This window comes from Psychrobacter sp. ENNN9_III, assembly GCF_001462175.1.
Taxonomy (GTDB): Bacteria; Pseudomonadota; Gammaproteobacteria; order Pseudomonadales; family Moraxellaceae; genus Psychrobacter.
Genome location: NZ_LNUO01000077.1, coordinates 1 through 18,702, shown reverse-complemented (window position 1 = coordinate 18,702; position 18,702 = coordinate 1). Strand labels below are relative to the sequence as shown.

Annotated in this window: 12 protein-coding genes; 4 read left to right on the top strand and 8 right to left on the bottom strand. The window is 43.5% G+C overall.

Annotated elements, in window-relative coordinates:
- Positions 1-266: 266 nt before the first annotated feature.
- The 8 genes from PENNN9_RS05085 to PENNN9_RS05050 form a co-directional block, all read right to left on the bottom strand.
- Complete coding sequence (locus PENNN9_RS05085) at positions 267-584, bottom strand: hypothetical protein (RefSeq protein WP_058368639.1); 318 nt, start codon at positions 582-584, stop codon at positions 267-269.
- Between the two features lie 200 nt (positions 585-784).
- A complete protein-coding gene (gene guaD / locus PENNN9_RS05080) occupies positions 785-2,224 on the bottom strand; it encodes a guanine deaminase (RefSeq protein WP_082637999.1) in 1,440 nt (479 codons plus the stop codon).
- Between the two features lie 262 nt (positions 2,225-2,486).
- Positions 2,487-3,575 carry an XdhC family protein gene (locus PENNN9_RS05075; RefSeq protein ID WP_227511729.1) on the bottom strand — a complete coding sequence of 363 codons (1,089 nt, stop codon included), beginning with the start codon at positions 3,573-3,575 and terminating at the stop codon, positions 2,487-2,489.
- Positions 3,553-6,138, bottom strand: coding sequence for a xanthine dehydrogenase molybdopterin binding subunit (gene xdhB / locus PENNN9_RS05070; RefSeq protein WP_058368637.1), 2,586 nt, complete (start codon positions 6,136-6,138; stop codon positions 3,553-3,555). Before xdhB ends, PENNN9_RS05075 begins: the two co-directional genes overlap by 23 nt.
- Positions 6,139-6,240: 102 nt before the next feature.
- Entirely contained in the window at positions 6,241-7,980 is a 1,740-nt protein-coding gene (locus PENNN9_RS05065; RefSeq protein ID WP_058368636.1) for a xanthine dehydrogenase small subunit, read from the bottom strand.
- A 370-nt stretch (positions 7,981-8,350) separates the two neighbouring features.
- Complete coding sequence (locus tag PENNN9_RS05060; RefSeq protein WP_058368635.1) at positions 8,351-9,040, bottom strand: hypothetical protein; 690 nt, start codon at positions 9,038-9,040, stop codon at positions 8,351-8,353.
- A gap of 11 nt (positions 9,041-9,051) precedes the next feature.
- Positions 9,052-12,336, bottom strand: coding sequence for a bifunctional proline dehydrogenase/L-glutamate gamma-semialdehyde dehydrogenase PutA (gene putA, locus PENNN9_RS05055; protein ID WP_058368634.1), 3,285 nt, complete (start codon positions 12,334-12,336; stop codon positions 9,052-9,054).
- A gap of 765 nt (positions 12,337-13,101) precedes the next feature.
- The gene (locus PENNN9_RS05050) at positions 13,102-14,397 is read right to left on the bottom strand and encodes an NCS2 family permease (RefSeq protein ID WP_058368633.1); all 1,296 of its coding nucleotides are present in this window, start codon (positions 14,395-14,397) and stop codon (positions 13,102-13,104) included.
- A 515-nt stretch (positions 14,398-14,912) separates the two neighbouring features.
- On the opposite strand from PENNN9_RS05050, the gene tolQ reads away from it, so the two are divergent.
- The 4 genes from tolQ (at position 14,913) to PENNN9_RS05030 (ending at position 18,632) form a co-directional block, all read left to right on the top strand.
- On the top strand, positions 14,913-15,650 hold the full coding sequence (tolQ, locus tag PENNN9_RS05045; RefSeq protein ID WP_058368632.1) for a protein TolQ: 738 nt from the start codon (positions 14,913-14,915) through the stop codon (positions 15,648-15,650).
- Positions 15,647-16,105 (top strand): protein TolR, encoded by a 459-nt coding sequence (gene tolR, locus PENNN9_RS05040; RefSeq protein ID WP_058368631.1) that lies wholly within the window; start codon positions 15,647-15,649, stop codon positions 16,103-16,105. The genes tolQ and tolR overlap by 4 nt, the downstream gene beginning before the upstream one ends.
- Positions 16,106-16,180: 75 nt before the next feature.
- The gene (locus PENNN9_RS05035; RefSeq protein WP_227511728.1) at positions 16,181-17,203 is read left to right on the top strand and encodes a cell envelope integrity protein TolA; all 1,023 of its coding nucleotides are present in this window, start codon (positions 16,181-16,183) and stop codon (positions 17,201-17,203) included.
- 136 nt (positions 17,204-17,339) lie between these two features.
- Positions 17,340-18,632 carry a PD40 domain-containing protein gene (locus tag PENNN9_RS05030; protein WP_058368629.1) on the top strand — a complete coding sequence of 431 codons (1,293 nt, stop codon included), beginning with the start codon at positions 17,340-17,342 and terminating at the stop codon, positions 18,630-18,632.
- Positions 18,633-18,702 lie beyond the last annotated feature (70 nt).

Genomic DNA, 18,702 nt, shown 5'->3' with positions numbered 1-18,702 from the left:
GCAATTTTTCAGTTTGATTCGGCATATTTGCTTAGGCTATTTATTATAAGAGAGTGCTTAGATTATGGAGGTTATGCGGGTGTGATTCAAGATGGTTTGTGATGCAAGGTGATTGTAGTATTTGGTTGATAACGGTTAAATCATGAAAGGTCTTTCATACTCCTCAGCCACAGATTTATATTCAATCAGCAGTGGCTAAATTGGTAGCGCATAAGTGAGACGTACCTATTCGTTGTGAGCAAATAAACACCTGTTAAACTATAAAGTCAGTCGCTACTGGTATAAATGATCTGTTGACGGCTCGCCGCGCCTGTAAAAAAAGCATGTAGCTTTTGTAGTGACAGCTTAGGAAAAGGCAGATGCAGCGAGAGTATCAATCTTTCAAACACTACCATCTCATCAGCCAAGGCTTGTGCGATATCAGGTTCAATCTGCGGACTTCTATAAAGATTATCAATCAGCCAAGTCAATTGCGGAAAGCTGGCATTGTTATGAATCTGATAAAGAGTGGGCACTAGATCATTCGATATTTGGCAACGCGTTTTGCGAATCATGCCGTTTTTAAAGTACATATCTAAAGCCATATTATGGTAACTTCCTTAAACTTTTTGGACGTGTTAAGCGTTTAATCATGGCACCGACAGAGAATAGTTTTATCGTCATTAACCTCTGCAAGTTCATGACTATCATTAATAGCCACTATGAAAATAGTCGTTACGAACCAATATAACATTTATTGAAGTCAATTTAGCTACTGCTTTATAAGCGTTAAGTTGCTTTAAATCTAAAATGACCGCGATTTATAACAACTTACTCCCGCAATGACCGTCTCATCAATTACCCTATCATCACCGATCATCATCAATACAAATAATCGTTCTTCAAGGGTTTTAGTCTGCGCCATACGTCTTTCTAACAAAGGCGTTGCTGCCATATCTATCACGACAAAATCCGCTTCTTTATTCGGCACAAAGTTACCGATTTTATCGTCCAGCAGTAGTGATTGAGCATTGCCTAAAGTAATTTGATATAACCCTTGATGAGCGGACAGTTGGTTGTTTTGTAGCTGCTGAACTTTATACGCTTCATTTAAAGTCGTTAGCATCGATAAACTGGTCCCCGCCCCTACATCAGTAGCAATACTAACGCCGGTATAACTTAACGTTTTAGGCAAATCAAATAATCCGCTACCCAAAAATAGGTTGGACGTTGGACAATGCGCTATTTGTGTGCCAGTCTCGCATAGCTTTTCATATTCTGGAGTCTCAAGGTAGATACCATGTGCCAAGGTAGTATACCGACCCAGTAGCCCCATATCTGCATAGACATCGAGATAACCTTTATGATTGGGATAGAGCTTACGTACAAAAGCCACTTCATCACGGTTTTCTGCCAGATGTGTTTGTAGATAAACAGTGTCATAGCTGGCATATAACTCGCCTGCCAATTGCAGCTGTTTTGGCGTTGAGGTAATCGCAAACCTTGGGGTAATGGCCACATGTTGACGTCCATGTCCATGCCAGTTATTAATAATGTTTTGCGTGTCTTGAATGCTCTGTTCAGCAGAGACACAAAGATGCTTCGGCGCGTTTTGGTCCATCAACACATTACCCGTAATCATGCGGGTATTAAGCCTGTGACTTTCAGTAAAAAAGGCTTCTGCGGACTCAGGATGGCTAGTAGAGAACACCATGGCGCTGGTTGTACCATTGGCGAGTAACTGGTTTAAGAAGAATTGCGCGGTATCATGGGCAACCTTTGGATCACCAAAATTGGCTTCAGTGACAAAAGTATAATTATTAAGCCAATCGAGTAGCTGCTCACCGTAAGCTGCAATCATATCTATCTGCGGATAGTGCACATGGGTATCGATGAATCCCGGCATAATCAGCTTATCTCGATAATTATGAATCTTTACCAGTGCTTGATCATTAGTTTGAGCATAATTCGCTAGTATTGTTTCGCTACTACCATAATCTACAATGTGGCCTGTCACATCGTCGACAACCAGCGCACCCTTAGCAATATACTCAGGATAAACGTTCATGCCCGCAATGACTGGTAGTAGCGTTATATTTTTATCAACAGTTGCAACAGTTGTTGTATTTAAATAATTAGAAGATGTTGAGTTAGATTTTTCAGCGTGCGCACACTCAGCCCTTTGATTCAGATCATCTTCGGTAAGATAGTGCAGGAGCTGCGCTTGGTAAATGTGTAGGGTCATTTGGGAGTCTCGTAGGGCATAATGCTGCTAATCAAGAAGTAAATTCATATCATCGTACTACTGGTATAGTTTTTACTTGCGTACTGTGCCTTCGCAGACAGAGGCTGCATCAAATCTATACCAGAAGCACTGTAACACTTCTAGAATAAATCAATTATATAGCCAATTAGTATAAACTTTTGTAGGCTAGCGTATTTAGCCCAGCATTTTACTTTTACAATGTAATAATAAAGTTAAATAGTTAAAAGTAGAAAATTTGTAATTACAGCTGATGATAATGTTGCAAAATTTGTGCAGTAATAGATACGGCAACAGCCATTGGCTCTTTACCACCGATTGGTAATCCTATTGGCATAGTTAGTTTATCAACTACCTTCTCATCATAGTCACGTTGCAGCAGCCGGTTTTTAAAACGCGCGGCTTTAGTTGCCGAGCCAATACAACCGATATAAGGCATTAATATTTCTGAATTATTATTAGGACTAGTCGCCAAACTATTATTTGCGTCTAAACCAGCATCTAAAGCTGCACGTATCAATTCAAAATCAAGACTATGATCATGGGTCATCACTAGGATAAAACGCTGACCGCTTTGTTTAAATGGTTCAATAAACGGATAAATAAAATCAACAGGATCATCATCAATATGCGCACGGATATGGGCAGGAAGATTATAAAGTTTAGGCTGATTTAAGCTAGACTGGGTTTCTAATCCTTGAGATAAACCTTCGGTTTGAATAGATTTGTTTGGCAAATGAGATTTATCTAATAAATAACGCTCAAACATTTCAGGACGACTGTCTACCCAATCCACCTGGCAAGGCAGCTCTGCCAGTATCGTCATCAACGCTGCTGCCACGTGCCCTGCCCCAAATACCAATATCGACATTGGCGGCGTTATATTAAAACATTCAAACATGACAGTGACACTACCACCGCAGCACTGTGCCAGCTTTGCACCTAGCGGATAATGCTTCGTATAGACAGCATCGCGTCTTACCGTTTTAGATGGCTTTGACTCATTGTCGTTATCTTCGTTATTGTCGTTATCAATGTCCTTATTAGCGTTTTTGTTTCTTTTGGATATTTTTGGTACGGTTATGTCTATTTCACCATTTAGCAGTTGCCTTGCTGTCGTGATAACATCATGCTCAAGACCGCCACCACCAAGCGTATCGCAGTAGCCATCCTGTGTGACCACCATTTTTGCTTGTAGTGCTCGCGGCGCTGAGCCATTAACCGCAACGACAGTCGCTAACACGTGTGCCAGACCTTGGTGCTGATATTGTACTAAACCGTCATACCAGCGCGTGGGAGTTGCCAATAACTCACTCACTGTGCGTAGGTTCACTATGTGCAGGGCCTCTTGCACCTGCCACGTTAGGGTGCTCTATTGCTTCTGGTTGGTCATCGACTGTCTGACCTTCGACCTCTGGCGGATTGATATCTTCGGCATGCGGTACAAGTTGTGGCTTAACTTTATCGTCGTCAATACCACAGTTGTCCTCATCTTCGGTCAAACTCTCAAGCGCATCAAAGTTTACGTTTGTGTCAATCTCCCATTGCTCGCCTTGCATACGCATCACCGCTTTTAATACTGCCTCTGGAGTTGCTGGCATCGTAAGATCGGGGTTCTTTTTATAATCACTTAAGCTTGCGACTGCATTGTTAATAGCACACCAAACGCTAGCTGCCAGCATAAAAGGCGGCTCACCAACTGCTTTAGAGTTATAGATAGTTTGCTCTTCGTTTTTACGATCGTATAGTTTAACGTTAAATTGTTTTGGCAAATCATGTGACGTTGGAATCTTATAGTTGGCTGGGCTATTAGATGCTAGTGTGCCCTTTTTATCCCAAGTCAACTCCTCTGTTGTGAGCCATCCCATACCTTGTACAAAGCCGCCTTCAATCTGACCAATATCAATAGCAGGGTTAATCGACTGTCCTGCATCATGCAAGATATCGCAGCGCAGTACTTGATACTCGCCAGTTAACGTATCTATTTCAACTTCAGAACAGGCCGCACCTAAAGCAAAGTAAAAGAAAGGTCGACCCCACGCTTTAGAGCGGTCATAAAAGATCTTAGGCGTTTTATAATAACCCGTAGAAGATAGGCTAACGCGGTGCTGATACGCTAACTGTACCATTTCCGCAAAAGTAAAGTCTTCCTTGTCGCCAATATAAACATGGTTGCGCTCAAAACGTATGTCTTTTTTCGCCACTGAAAAATGCTCAGCGGCAAACTCGACAATGCGGGCTTTAATAGTTAAACAAGCGTTTTGCGCGGCTTTACCGTTGATATCGGTGCCTGATGAAGCCGCTGTCGGTGAGGTATTGGGTACTTTGTCAGTACGCGTTGCGGATACTTTTACAGTATCCAAATCTACAGCAAACTCATTGGCAACGATTTGAGCGATTTTGACAAATAGCCCTTGCCCCATCTCTGTCCCGCCATGATTGAGGTGGATGCTGCCATCAGTATAGATGTGTACCAAAGCGCCTGCTTGGTTCAATGTCTGTACGGTAAACGAGATGCCAAACTTGACAGGTGTTAGGGCAATACCAAGACGTTTGTCGCTACCTGTAGCTTCGGCTTGCTCATTGGCTCTTATAATCTGCTGACGGCGCTTATCGTAATCACAGTCTGATGCCAGTGTATCCATAATCTTTGCCAAATCAAAATGCTCGATTGGCTGACCATAATGAGTACTTTGGCCATTCTGGTAGAGGTTCGTCAAACGCACTTGCAGAGGGTCTTTGCCTAAAGTATAGGCGATATGATCCATCATATATTCGGCAGTCATCAGACCTTGAGGCCCGCCAAAACCTCGATAGGCCGTGTTCGATACCGTGTGCGTTTTACAGCGATGACCTGCCACGTGCGCGGCTGGATAATAATACGCGTTGTCACAGTGGAACATCGCTCGATCAACGATAGCATCAGACAAGTCTGGTGCATAACCACATAGACCAGCCAGCTGCATATCGACACCTAGGATTTGCCCTGAGTCATCAACACCGACTTCATAACGATTGACAAATTCGTGACGTTTACCGGTCACAACCATATCATCTTGGCGATCTAGGCGCATACTGACAGGTACATTGTGACGCTTAGCAATGATACCGCAAAAGCATGCCCAAGCAGCTGCTTGAGTTTCTTTACCACCAAAGCCGCCACCCATTCTACGCACAACCGTATTGACCGCATGAAATGGCAGATCTGTCACCTCGGCGACCAGCTGCTGCACTTCACTTGGATGCTGCGATGAAGTATAAACTTCAAGCCCACCATCATCGCAAGGCACCACATATGACACCTGCCCTTCAAGATAGAAATGCTCTTGTCCGAGCATATGAATATGGCCTGCGATACGCTTAGGCGCATTCGCAAGTGCGGCATCGATATCACCGCGCTGCATAAAATGGCTTGGGCGTACAAATTGCTCTTGCTCTAAAGCTTCATCAACACTCAGTATTGCTGATAATGGTTCATATTCTATCACGGCTTTAAGCACGGCTTTTTTTGCAGCACGGTGAGTGGTTGCCACGACTAAAAAAAGCGTTTGTCCCACGTATTGTGTAATCTCATCCACCATCAATGGCTCACCATCAAATACCGCTCCGATATCTGTTTGGGCAGGCAAATCCTTAAAGCTTAGAACATCAATCACCCCATCAGCCGCTTTGACTGCGCTGAGATCCATACTGGTTATACGAGCATGAGCGTGACTGCTTTTGCCGACGGCTAGATGTAGCGTGCCCTGTGGCTTTAAAATATCGTCCACATAAGTAGCCGTTCCCATGACGTGACTGATTGCACTATCATGCTTGGCAGAAGTGCCGATTTTGTTCTTTGGCGGACGTACGCGGCGAATACTGTAGCTGTCAAATAAGGATGATTGATGGCTCATGATAATTCTCTCTATATTGGTGCTTTTATAAACGGAGCAAAAGCTACAAATTCAGCCTTTAGCGCTTTAGCTATCATTTAAAAATTATCGTTAATAAATCTGTTAAGCATTTTCAACCTGCACATCTCTTATCAGCTGCTTGCCACACTTAATCAATAACCGTTGTACCACATGCAAGCGATACTCACGGCTGGCTCGGACATCTGTTAATGGCGAGACATCCATCGGTAGTGCTTTTGCAGCGCTCTCAAAACTTGTTACCTCAAGAGGCTGTCCTAGAAGTGCTTGCTGACAATTCTTAGCTAACAATGGTATAGCCGCCATACCGCCCAGACCGACTTTTGCATGGTTGATACTGTTACCGTTTGCTGACAGATCAATTCTTATAGCGACCAAACAAGCGGATATATCATCTTCATAACGCTTGCTAATTTTATGAATAAATAGGTGCTGGTTATCCTGCATCAGTGGTATATGAACAGCGACGATATAACTGCCTGCCCGCAGCTTGGTCTTTTTATAATCTATAAAAAACTCTGATAAAGGTATTATCTCGTCAACATAAGACTTTTTACTATATTCAACGTTGTTGACTTTATCTTTATCACTAATCTTTTTTGCACTGTCATTTTTATTATCAGGACCACAATGACGCAAATGAACGCGAGCGTCTAATGCTAATAAAATGGGAGGCAGATCACCGATAGGCGAGGCATTGGCAATATTACCGCCGAGCGTACCCATATTACGTATTTGCGGTGACGCAATTCTGGCAAATAGCGCAGCAAAGGCAGGAAAATACTGCTCAAGTATCGGCAGCATGTGCTGATAGGTCATACCTGCACCAAGTTTCAAAGTTTTCGCTTCTACATTGGCATTAGTAGCATTATCTGATTTAGATCGAGGGTCTAAATCAGACAACGACCATGATTTTAGCTCGTCAATGGCTGACAGCTGAATGATAGTTTCATGGTCAACTAAATGCTGAGTAATGCTCAATCCCAAATCCGTACCACCCGCCCAAATGGTTGCACTTGGGTATAAGGCTAATAGCTCATCAAGCTCGTTCATTGATTTTGGAATAAATAGCTGTCGTACTCCTTTAGCCAATGCCAGCGTAGTAGTTGACACCTGATCTACTGTATCTGTTGCTATGCTTTTAGGTAGCGATTTTTTGTCGTTTGCCATGACATCAGTCGCTAAACTTATGCTCAAGTCCTTTGCGGCTGTTTGATCAGCGTCTCTTTGTTGACCGATTTTGCCCATCATTAGACCAGCTTCGATGATGGGGCGATAACCAGTACATCGGCATAGATTCCCTGATATGGAAGCGACAATATCCTCATAGCTTAAATCATTGTTGGTGGGCTGACCATTTATGATGTCCTGCTTGGCAGTGACTTGCTTAACACGGTTATGCTGCATGCGATGGTTTTCATATACATTTGCAAGCGACATCACAAAACCTGGGGTACAAAATCCGCACTGCGAGCCATGACAGTCGACCATCGCTTGCTGTGCAGGATGTAACAGTGCCCGCTCTGGGTGATGCGCTGGGTTATCCGCTAGATAAGACGCTGTCATCAGATGATGTCCATCCATCAACGACAATAGAGTAATACAGGAGTTGAAGGTATAAAAAGGAGTGCTGTCGCTAGGCTCGCTCGTCGCATGATTAGGCAGGCGTTGCGCCATAATAGTACAAGCGCCGCAATCCCCACTACCGCAGCCTTCTTTAGTATCAGTTTGATGCTCATATAAGCGCAAATACTCAAGTACCGTTGTATTCGGATTGAGGTCGTTTAACTCGTGGCGCTTTCCGTTTAGATAGAAACTAATCATAGCAGGACTCGGCTAAAAAATTGAGCTTTATAAAATATTGTAATATGACTATATTCTGAACACATGCTGATCAAAAGTACAATAGAACATCAAATTTCTACTCTTATAAAGATGACTATTTAGTCAGGTTTTATTTATATTATCACCCCTATTGCTCACCTACAAGCGATTAAATAACGTTTAGTAAAACTTTTAGAAAACATCTTATAAGTCATAAAACACTTTAAAATTGACAAAAAAAACGGTTAGCACTTATCTCCAAAAGTTTTAAAACTCTTGTAAATAAACACTAACCGTCATCTATATACTACTAATTAATATTCTAACTACTAAGCACTTAACTGCTTAGTATGTCTTACACTACTTTTTATTATGTTCCAAGCTCAAGCAGGCTTGCATTACCGCCAATAGCAGTGGTATTGATAGTGATCACTCGCTCAGTGACAAAACGATGTAGATAATCTAGCGTAAGCATGTCTGATAAGCCATCCATATCTGTCACTGCAATCACTTGAGTTAAGATGCCATCAGTATCAGCCAATGTTTGACTGATCTCTTGCACTTCAGCAGCGCTACCTGCAACTGCTACTTGCGCGAGACGATCGATATGTAGCAAAGTAATCGTTTTTGAGTCGTTTGCAACACTCAGCACATCCTCACTGATACCCGTATCATAGAGTACTTTTGCGGCTTCTACGCACATCTCTTCTTGGCTTGGACAATGCAAGATGACTTCATTGCCTGTCAATAATGCAGCGATAAGCTGACCGAGCACCGCCATTGTTCTGGCAGACTCGCCACCGACAACCATCGTCTTACCACGGGCAGTCACATAAAGATCGTTGGACTCGCCTGTAGCACCTGTCATACGATGTACTTCATCAAGACTGGGTGCTGCGCTTAGCAAATGATTGAACAAGCGACGCGCTTTATTGGCGTCCCCTGTGAACAATGCCAGCTTAGGAATGGCAGCTTCCAGATAAGTAGCACGCTGTACTGCGCCAAGTAATCGCCAAGCTTCACAAACTTGAGCATGATTTTTTTTGAATTCGTTTGCCATGTTGCTACTCCTTATGCAAGCTCTGTTTGAGTGGTTGATGTCGTATTGTTTACAGTACTAGATGCTTCGGTAGCCAGTTTTGTAGCGTTTGGTTTTGCTGAGCTAAAAGATTCAGAGCTTAGCTTCATCAAACGTGCTACATAATGTGGACCACCAGCTTTTGGGCCAGTCCCTGATAAGCCGCAGCCACCGAAAGGTTGAACGTTGACCACAGCACCGATTTGGTTACGATTGACATAAGTATTACCTACAACAGCGCGGCGCTCGATATGCTCAGCGATATTTTCAATACGGCTATGGATACCTAAGGTTAAACCAAAACCTGTCGCATTAATCGCATCGATAAGCTGATCCAACTCACGAGCCTTATAACGCAGTACGTGCAATATCGGGCCAAAATGCTCGCCACCAATAACGTCGATGGTTTGTACCTCAATCGCTGTCGGCAATACAAAGGTAGATTGCTCTTCACTGACTACTGAGCTAGCACTCATAGGTGTTTGCGCCAAGATAGCCGCTGTCGGCTCAGATTTCATACGCTCGATATGACTCTCGAGCCCCTGCTTAGCATCTGCATCAATCACTGGACCGACATCTGTTGCAACGTAAGTTGGATTACCTACGATAAGCTCTGCCATATGACCTTGTAGTAATTCAATCAGTCCATCTGCCACATCTTCTTGTACACACAATATACGGCATGCAGAACAGCGCTGTCCTGCTGAACCAAACGCCGATAGCACAGCGTCTTTGACCACCTGTTCTGGCAATGCCGTGGAATCGACGATCATGGCATTTTGACCACCAGTTTCAGCAATCAAAATTGGCAGCTCGCCACTTGTTTGCGCATGATCATTTAAGCTTTGGTTGATACGCTGCGCGGTTTGCGTTGAGCCCGTAAAGATAACCCCAGATAAGTTGTCTGCTGCTGTCAGCGCACCGCCTACTTCACCTGCACCAGTGACAAACTGCAATGCCTCACTCGGCACGCCAGCTTGATACATCAACTTAGCACCAAAATGTGCGATCAAGCTGGTTTGTTCTGCTGGCTTTGCTACCACCGTATTGCCTGCTGCTAATGCTGCAACGATTTGACCTGTATAAATTGCCAATGGAAAGTTCCATGGGCTGATACAGACAAAGGTGCCGCGCGCCTTATAAACTTGGCGTGACTGCTTACCAGCTAAGTCTGTAAATTCATGGGTGATATCGTTCAAGCGCTCCGCTTCATCGGCATAAAAACGACAAAAATCGACCGCTTCTTTGATTTCATCAATGCTGTCTTGTGTCGTTTTGCCCGCCTCCATTTGGCATAACGCCATTAGCTCAGCGTAATTTTCTTCGTACAAATCAGCAGTTTTGCGTAAGATAGCTGCACGCTCAGAAGCCGGTACTGCTTGCCAACTCGCTTGTCCAGCGACAGCAGCATCGATGGCTTGACGAGCCAAATCTGCATTGGCATATTGTACTTTGCCAGCCACAACTTCATGGTTCCAAGGCGCACGCACTGTATGACTCTCAAGCTGATGACTTGTGCCATCCTGCTCAAATGTGCTGACTGCTTGACCATTGATAACGGGCGCTGCTGACCATGTATTATTCAAATGACTATTAATCGCCGTTTTGAACGGCTGCCATTGCGACTCTACAAATATATTAGGCCCAAAGCTAGCACGGCGATTGCCATAGATGTCTAGGGGTAACGGAATCTCAGGATTATGCAGAGTCTCATTGGCCAATAGCTTGTCATATGGATGTACTGTAAGCTTATCAATTGGATATGACTTATCTAATAACTGGTGTACAAATGAGCTGTTCGCGCCATTTTCAAGCAAGCGGCGCACTAAGTATGGCAATAAGTCTTGATGAGCGCCAACAGGGGCATAGATACGTACAGGTATACTGTATGACTGTAAAATATGATCATAAAGCGCGTCCCCCATCCCATGTAGACGCTGGAACTCAAAGTCTCTGTGCGTACTCATGGTCATGACAGATGCCAAAGTATGGGCGTTGTGAGTTGCGAACTGTGGCCAAATTAAACCACGTAAATGTTCTGATAACAAAAACCGTGCGCAAGCAAGATAGGCGGTATCTGTGCCCTCTTTACGGGTCCAAACTGGATAGCCTGACAGACCTTTTTGCTGCGCAAGCTTAATCTCAAAGTCCCAGTACGCGCCTTTGACTAGACGTAGCGGAATACGGTCGCCCACTTCTTTGGCCAAACGAGCAAGCCATGCAAATATCGCAATCGCACGTTTTGAGTAGCCCTGAACGACTAGTCCTAGGCCATCCCAGCCTGCGGTCAATGGGTCACGATATAGTGATTCAAATAACTTTAAGGAAATCTCAAGACGATCCGCTTCTTCTGCATCGATACTGATATCGACATCGACTTCGCGTGCCGCTTCAATAAGTAGCAAACAGCGCTGACGTAGTAGCCCTAAGACTTGTGCCTCTTGCGTTGCTTCATAGCGTGGATGTAGCGCTGACAACTTGATAGATACAGAGGGCTTAGGCATGCCTTCCTTGACTCTAACATTGGCAGTCGCTTTAATTGCATGTAGGTAGTCATTGAAGTACTTTTCAGCATCTTTATTAGTGATAGCCGCTTCGCCTAGCATATCGAACGAATAGGTATAGCCTTTATTACGATAAGGTTGGCTGTTTTTATTGGCCTCTTCAATGGTCTCACCCAATACAAACTGATGCCCCATAATGCGCATGGCTTTTTGCATCGCACCGCGAATCATTGGCTCGCCCATCTTTTTGGTCATGCGATCCAAAAATCCAGAGGCGGTGGTACTGCTGTCAATACTGACAACACGGCCAGTCATCATCATGCCCCATGTTGAGGCATTGACCATAAAACCGTTGTCATCTTTTAGATGTTTTTTCCAGTCGGCTACACTCATTTTGTCACGGATTAGCGCATCAGCGGTGTAGCTGTCAGGGACACGAATCAACGCTTCAGCCAAGCTCATTAGCAAGATACCTTCTTGAGTATCAAGGCTATATTCAAGTAGCAATGAATCCACCATCTTGATCGCTTTACCATCGTTACGCACGTATTCAACCAGTTTACGTGTCTGCTCGCTAGCATCATCGCGCTCTTTATCACTAGGCTTAGCTAGCGGTAGCAATCTGTCCAACCAGCGGTCTTCATCGACACTATATAACGGTGATATACGCGCATAAAGGTCATCTGCAGACTGAGTAATATACTCAGGTGCAAGCAAATCGATAGGATTAAATAAAATAGGCTCTTTGGGGGTAAACTGGTCTATTGGGTTCATACCAACTCCATAACTATCGTTAAAAAAACCATAATAAATGGCGCTTGTGGACTCTTAATAACGCAAATATTTAGAATAAAGCAATTAAACATTCCGCCAAATAGCAGTGATAAACAACCAATAACAGCTATCTATAGGAGACCAAACGGCACCATCACAAAACGAGCAAATCCAGCATAAGCTGGAGAGGGTTAAGTAGGTCGTTCGATTGTTAAAAAAGTGCTACGTTAACAATTCAAAGGCAACAACGAACAGTTAAGCGGCATTAGTGCCTTCTTCTTGTCTGTAGTGAAAGGAGTGCGATCAACATTTAATGGCTTTTATATAAGCTGATTGAACCAAAATTATCATCTTGTATGACGCTAATTCACTGTAAGAAAAACCTCTACGGCGTTGATTGAGGTGATGCGCTTAACCCCGCCATATTATCATGAAACAATTTTTCAAACTAACAATATCGCTCATTTATATTAATAAATATATTATTTAAAAACAAATAGTTAGCGGTATAAAGTTATAGGTAGCTCCTAATTGATGGTCTTTTGTTGATTATTGTTTATTTAATAAGGTTTTTTGCAGCCATAGTGTTAATCGTTTGGTTAAAAATATTTGCGTTTTGCATAAAAAACCCTCCTTAACAGTCGAAGTTAAAGAGGGTAAAAAGTAGTAAACATTAATGCCTATTGGCAGTGTATATTTACACTATGTTCGACAAGTCTTGGTTTAAACATTGACAGACATAACGTGAATAAATAAACAATTAAGCTATAACCATATGATCTTAACAAGTAAGATGATTGTTAGCACCCATACTGGTAGAGTCACTTCATTGACTTTGCCAGACATCAGCTTAACTGCGGTAAAGGTAATAAAACCAAGGGCAATACCATCAGCGATAGAATATGTCAGTGGCGTAAATAACAGCACGACAACAACGGGTGCTGCATCTGTCAAATCTGCCCAGTTGATATCTTTTAACGTGCCTAGCATTAGTACGGCGACGTAAAAGATAGCGCCAGCGGTAGCGTACGCTGGAATCATACCAGCGAGCGGTGCAAAAAAAGTACTTAATAAGAACATCACTCCGACTGTTACCGCCACAAGTCCCGTACGTCCGCCTGCAGCAATACCTGCCACACTCTCAACGTAACTGGTGGTCGATGAGGTACCAAGCATCGCACCTGTCACCGTCGCTGTCGAATCTGCCAGTAGTGCTTTGCCCATATTAGGTATGTTGCCGTCTTTATCAATCAATTTCGCTTGGCTTGTCGTCGCCACTAGCGTACCTGCGGTATCAAATAGATCAACGAACAAAAAAGCAAAAATAACACTGATCATAGTAACATCAAACGCCCCAGCAATATCAAGCTGCATAAGAGTTGGCGCAATGGAGGGTGGCGTAGATATAATCCCAGCAAACTCAGTATGACCTGCCAATAGACTGATTAAAGCAACCAGTAAAATACCAATCGTCACAGCACCGGGGACTTTTTTATACGATAGCCCGATGATAACAAAGAAACCTATGGATGCCATCATAGGACCAAATGAGGTCATATCACCAAGCGTCACTAGCGTTGCGTCTTGCCCAACGATAACGCCTGAGCTTTGCAGGGCAATAAACGCTAAAAATGCACCGATACCTGCGATAACCCCTTGTTTAAGAGCGATCGGAATAGAATTAATAATCCATTCACGGATTTTAAATAAGCTTAATAGTATGAATATGCACCCCGACAAAAAAACAGCACCGAGTGCTGTCTGCCATGCATAACCCATCCCTAAAACCACACCATAGGTAAAAAAGGCGTTAAGACCCATGCCAGGTGCCAACGCTACGGGCAAACGCGCATAAAGACCCATTATAAAACAGCCTATCGCAGCGGCAAGACAGGTAGCGACAAACACTGCCCCTTTATCCATGCCCGCTTCTGCTAATATATTGGGGTTGACAAAAATGATATAAGCCATCGTTAAAAATGTCGTTATACCGGCAACAATTTCCGTTTTTATCGTCGTATTGTCACCATTAATTCCAAAATAGCGCTCAATTGCATTCATAAGGGTCAATCCCAACTGGCCAGTGAAAAGAACAAGTTTATTTGCGTCTAAAATAAAGATGACGTCAACAAAGCAATGATGACGTCAACAAAGCAATGATGACGTCATAAACAAAAGACAGCGGTAACAAAGCGCAACATTCTAGAGAAACCCGCGCACAAATTCAATCATTACCCATGTCTTACACGCCTAAAATCAATATTAACTGTTGTCTACAAACAATAGTACACGGTAAAAACACATTATCAAACTATTAATCCAAAAACTCTCTACTGCCCATTAAACATATTAATAATGACCTTTTGTCTATTTAACAGTAAACTAAGGGGTTGAGATATTATTGTCATAGAGAGGATACTATTATCCAAACGCTGTCTTCTTATTAAATTGTTGAAATAAATAATAAAATATATTTATTAGCTATCATACAATAAACATAAATTGTATCTTTTAGGATTGTTTGATCAGGGCCTCAGCTTTGGTCAATTGTTGTTAATCATCAGTGAGCCTGTTACATGCCTGAATCATTAAACATTATCGATCTTATTACTCAAGCAAGTCTGCTCGTGCAGATGGTGATGGGATTGCTATTACTAGCCTCTTTGGTTAGTTGGGTTATTATCTTTCGTCTAAGTGCGCGCCTCGGTACTGCCAAAAACTTCGATGATCAGTTCGAAACGTGGTTTTGGTCAGGTGAGGATTTGGCCAAACTTTATCAGGGTGTCCAAGGCTCGCCTGAGCGTCAAGGGCTTGAGCAGATTTTTTATATTGGATTTTCTGAATACTTAAGAATGCACAAAAAACGCCAACCCAAAGATGACATTATCGATGGCGTCGAGCGTAAGCTACGCGTTGGACTTGGTCGTCAGCAGCAGCTACTTGAGTCCGGTATTACCACCCTTGCCAGCATCGGTTCGGTAGCGCCTTATGTGGGTTTATTTGGTACGGTTTGGGGTATTATGAATGCCTTTTTGGGTCTCTCGCAGACAGAACAAGCGACTCTTGCTTCAGTCGCCCCTGGTATCGCTGAAGCACTTATTGCCACGGCGATGGGGCTATTTGCAGCTATTCCAGCCGTATTAGCGTATAACCACTTTACAGCAAAGTCAGGCCAGCTCTACGAGTCGCGCGCCTTATTTTGTGATGAGATGACAGGAATGCTACAGCGTGAGACCAATACTCAAAATGCACTAAATAAAGCGCATAAAAATAATGAGAGTAGAGCTGGTGAAGGTCAGGTGGCAGGGCTATGAAACCAAACCCCTACAGCCGCAAGAAAAAAGCACTTAATGCTGAGATGAATGTCGTACCTTATATCGATGTTATGCTGGTGCTACTGGTGATATTTATGGTGACAGCGCCAATGCTGACTACGGGGGTCGATGTCGATTTACCAAAAGAGCAGACCAATACGATGAGCCAAAACCAGCTGCCTGTCATCGTGTCATTGACAAGTAGCGGTGAGATTTTTATCAGCTATGAAAACAACATAGACATGCCTATTAGTGAGCCTGAATTGATCAACACCTTAGCCAACTTGCAATCGCAAAATAGTAACGCTGACATGCCACCGCTTCAGGTAATGATTAACGCTGATCAAAACAATCAATACGGTGCAATCATGACCTTGATGGCCAATTTGCAACAAGCAGGTATTCAGAAGGTGGGGCTATTAACAGGTGCTCCTCTACCTACGCCTACGTTATAATAGGCTTAAATCAAAAACAATTATTCTTTATATACGCTTGATTGAATCCAGTAGGCAACCTGATGACACACGTCAATGAGTATCACAATCATGAATAATGCTCCTGCCGTCTATATCCCAACTCCGCCCGAAGGTAATGGGCTGACCCTACCCTTGCTATTAAGTCTATTGGCTCATGGCATCGTACTTGGCTTGCTGGTCTATACCTACCAGCAGCCCGAATTAGAAACCGTTGGCAATATCGAAACCACTATGGTCACGCCAGGAGAGTTGGCGGAGATGCAAGGACAAATACTGGCCAACCGTGCAGCGATGCAAGCTCAGGCCGCTAGTAGTACTAGTAATACAGCGACCAGTGAGCCTATACCTACAGACAGTAATAGCAATATTAGTCAAAAAAATGCATCATCAAAACTGCAAAGAGAGTCTGTATTCACGCGCTCCGATGCGCCAGCGGACCAACCAGTACTAATGAGTCAGGAGCAGCATCAGCGACGCATTGAGCAGATGCAAGAGTACGAGCGTAATATGGCCGAGCTGGCAGCGCGGCTAGATGAGACCGCCCTAGAAGAGCTGAACCAAGTAGAACAAGACAAACAAAACCAGCTTGATGCTGAGCGCGCACGTTTAAAGTCTTTTCGTTATACAGAGAATAATCCGCCTAAAATCAAACGCCCCAACAATACACAGGCCAATTTGGAGATAGAAACGGGTAATACTAATAATGCTGGCAAAAATTTTAGCCTAGAAGCAGATGGAAAATCGACAGTATCTGGAAGCCCCAACACTTCAGGGCAATCAACAGGCAGTAATAGCAGTGCGTCGACGAGTAGTCGCGGTGCAAGCAATAGTGAGATCGTAAGCTTAATTAAGCGCAACTATAATCCACCGGTAGCAGCTAAAGGCTCAACTCAGCAGGCAACCTTGACCATAACGGTCAATAGTAATGGGGATGTGGTTAATGTCTCTGTCTCAGGGTCTGATTCAGCTGTCAATGAAGCGGCCAAACAAGCGGTATTAAATACTCGTCATTTACCGATTGATACTGATGATCCCAAATACCCCACCTTTACCATACGATTTAAAGGCAGCAATTAATAAGAGGATAGACGGCTGATTTATTGTTGGTTTTATCTTAAAAAACTTGCACCAATGGCAATATTGTCTTACCGTAATACTCAATTAAAGTATATAAAAAACGATTGTCATATCATTTTAGGAGCCAAATCCAGTCATGCGTACTCACAAAAAACTGTTGCTTAGCTTACTTGCTAGCACCTCAAGTCTACTTATCGCTCCTAGCGTATACGCGGCTCCCGTCGTATTAGAGTTAGACTACGAGATTCCAGTTCAACAAAACCAAGTCGCCTTCGTGCCTTTCGCTGGCGACTCTGTGCTATCACCCATTATCTTAAATGATTTGAGTAGAACTGAGCTCAATGTGACTAGCAAAGACCTGCCTCAGCAACCGCGCAGCAGTAGTGAGCTGGCAGAGACATTACCAGTGTGGCAAAGCTTAGGTATTCCGTATTTAGTAGTCGGTAGCACCCGTACCAATCGCGGTAAAATTGAGACTACTTATGAGGTAATTGATGTCAAATCTGGTCGTGTACTTCAAGGAAAGCAAAGCTTAAGCGCTGATAATAATCAAGAAAGCTTGCGTTATGCCGCGCACGTCATCGCTGATAAAGTCTATGAGCTGATCACTGGTACACCAGGTGACTTTTCAGGTCGTATTGCTTATATTGAAGAGACAGGACGCGGAAAAGACAAAATATCTCGCCTAAAAGTTATGGATGCCGATGGCGAGAACGCCAGAACCATTACTGAGGTAGCAGGCTCCATATTTTCGCCTACATGGTCGCCCGATGCTTCGCGTATCGCCTATACCGTACAGCGCGATAAATCTTATCCGTTGATTTATGTGCAAAATGTCAGCGGCGGTGCAGCGACCGTTGTTACCCCTTATAAAGGCAGTAACCTAAGCCCTTCTTTCTCCCCTGATGGTAGCAAGATACTCTTCTCTAGTAGCTTTGAGGGTAGTGCTGATATTTATGAGATGAGTGCAGGTGGTGGTAACCTTAAAAAACTGACAAACTGGCCAAGCAGTGAAGTCCAACCAAACTATGCACCAGACGGTAAGTCTTTTGTGTTTGTCTCTGATAGAGCAGGCTTTAACAAACCGCAGATATATCGCTATGAGTTTGGCTCAGGTCGAACGACCAAGGTCTCTAATAGCGGTTATGCAACCAGCCCGCAATTTAGTAGTGACGGCACACAAATTGCGTTTTTAAGTGGGCGATCAGCCGCGATTATGAACAGTAACGGTGCTATAACTGCAAACCTTGGTAACACAGGTATTGACGAAGCCCCAAGCTTCTCTCCTAATGGCAAGCGTGTGGTGTATGCCTCCACCCAAGGCGGTAATGGGGTCTTAACCATTAAGTCCCTAAATGGAGGTGCGTCATTTGGTAAGTCTGGTCAAGGCGTTATCCGCTCCCCAGTATGGTCATCAAGTCCTAAATAAGTCTTTAACTCTATAAACTTGTCGCTTTAATACCGGCTTATTTCTTACTTAATACACATAAAAAAGCGCC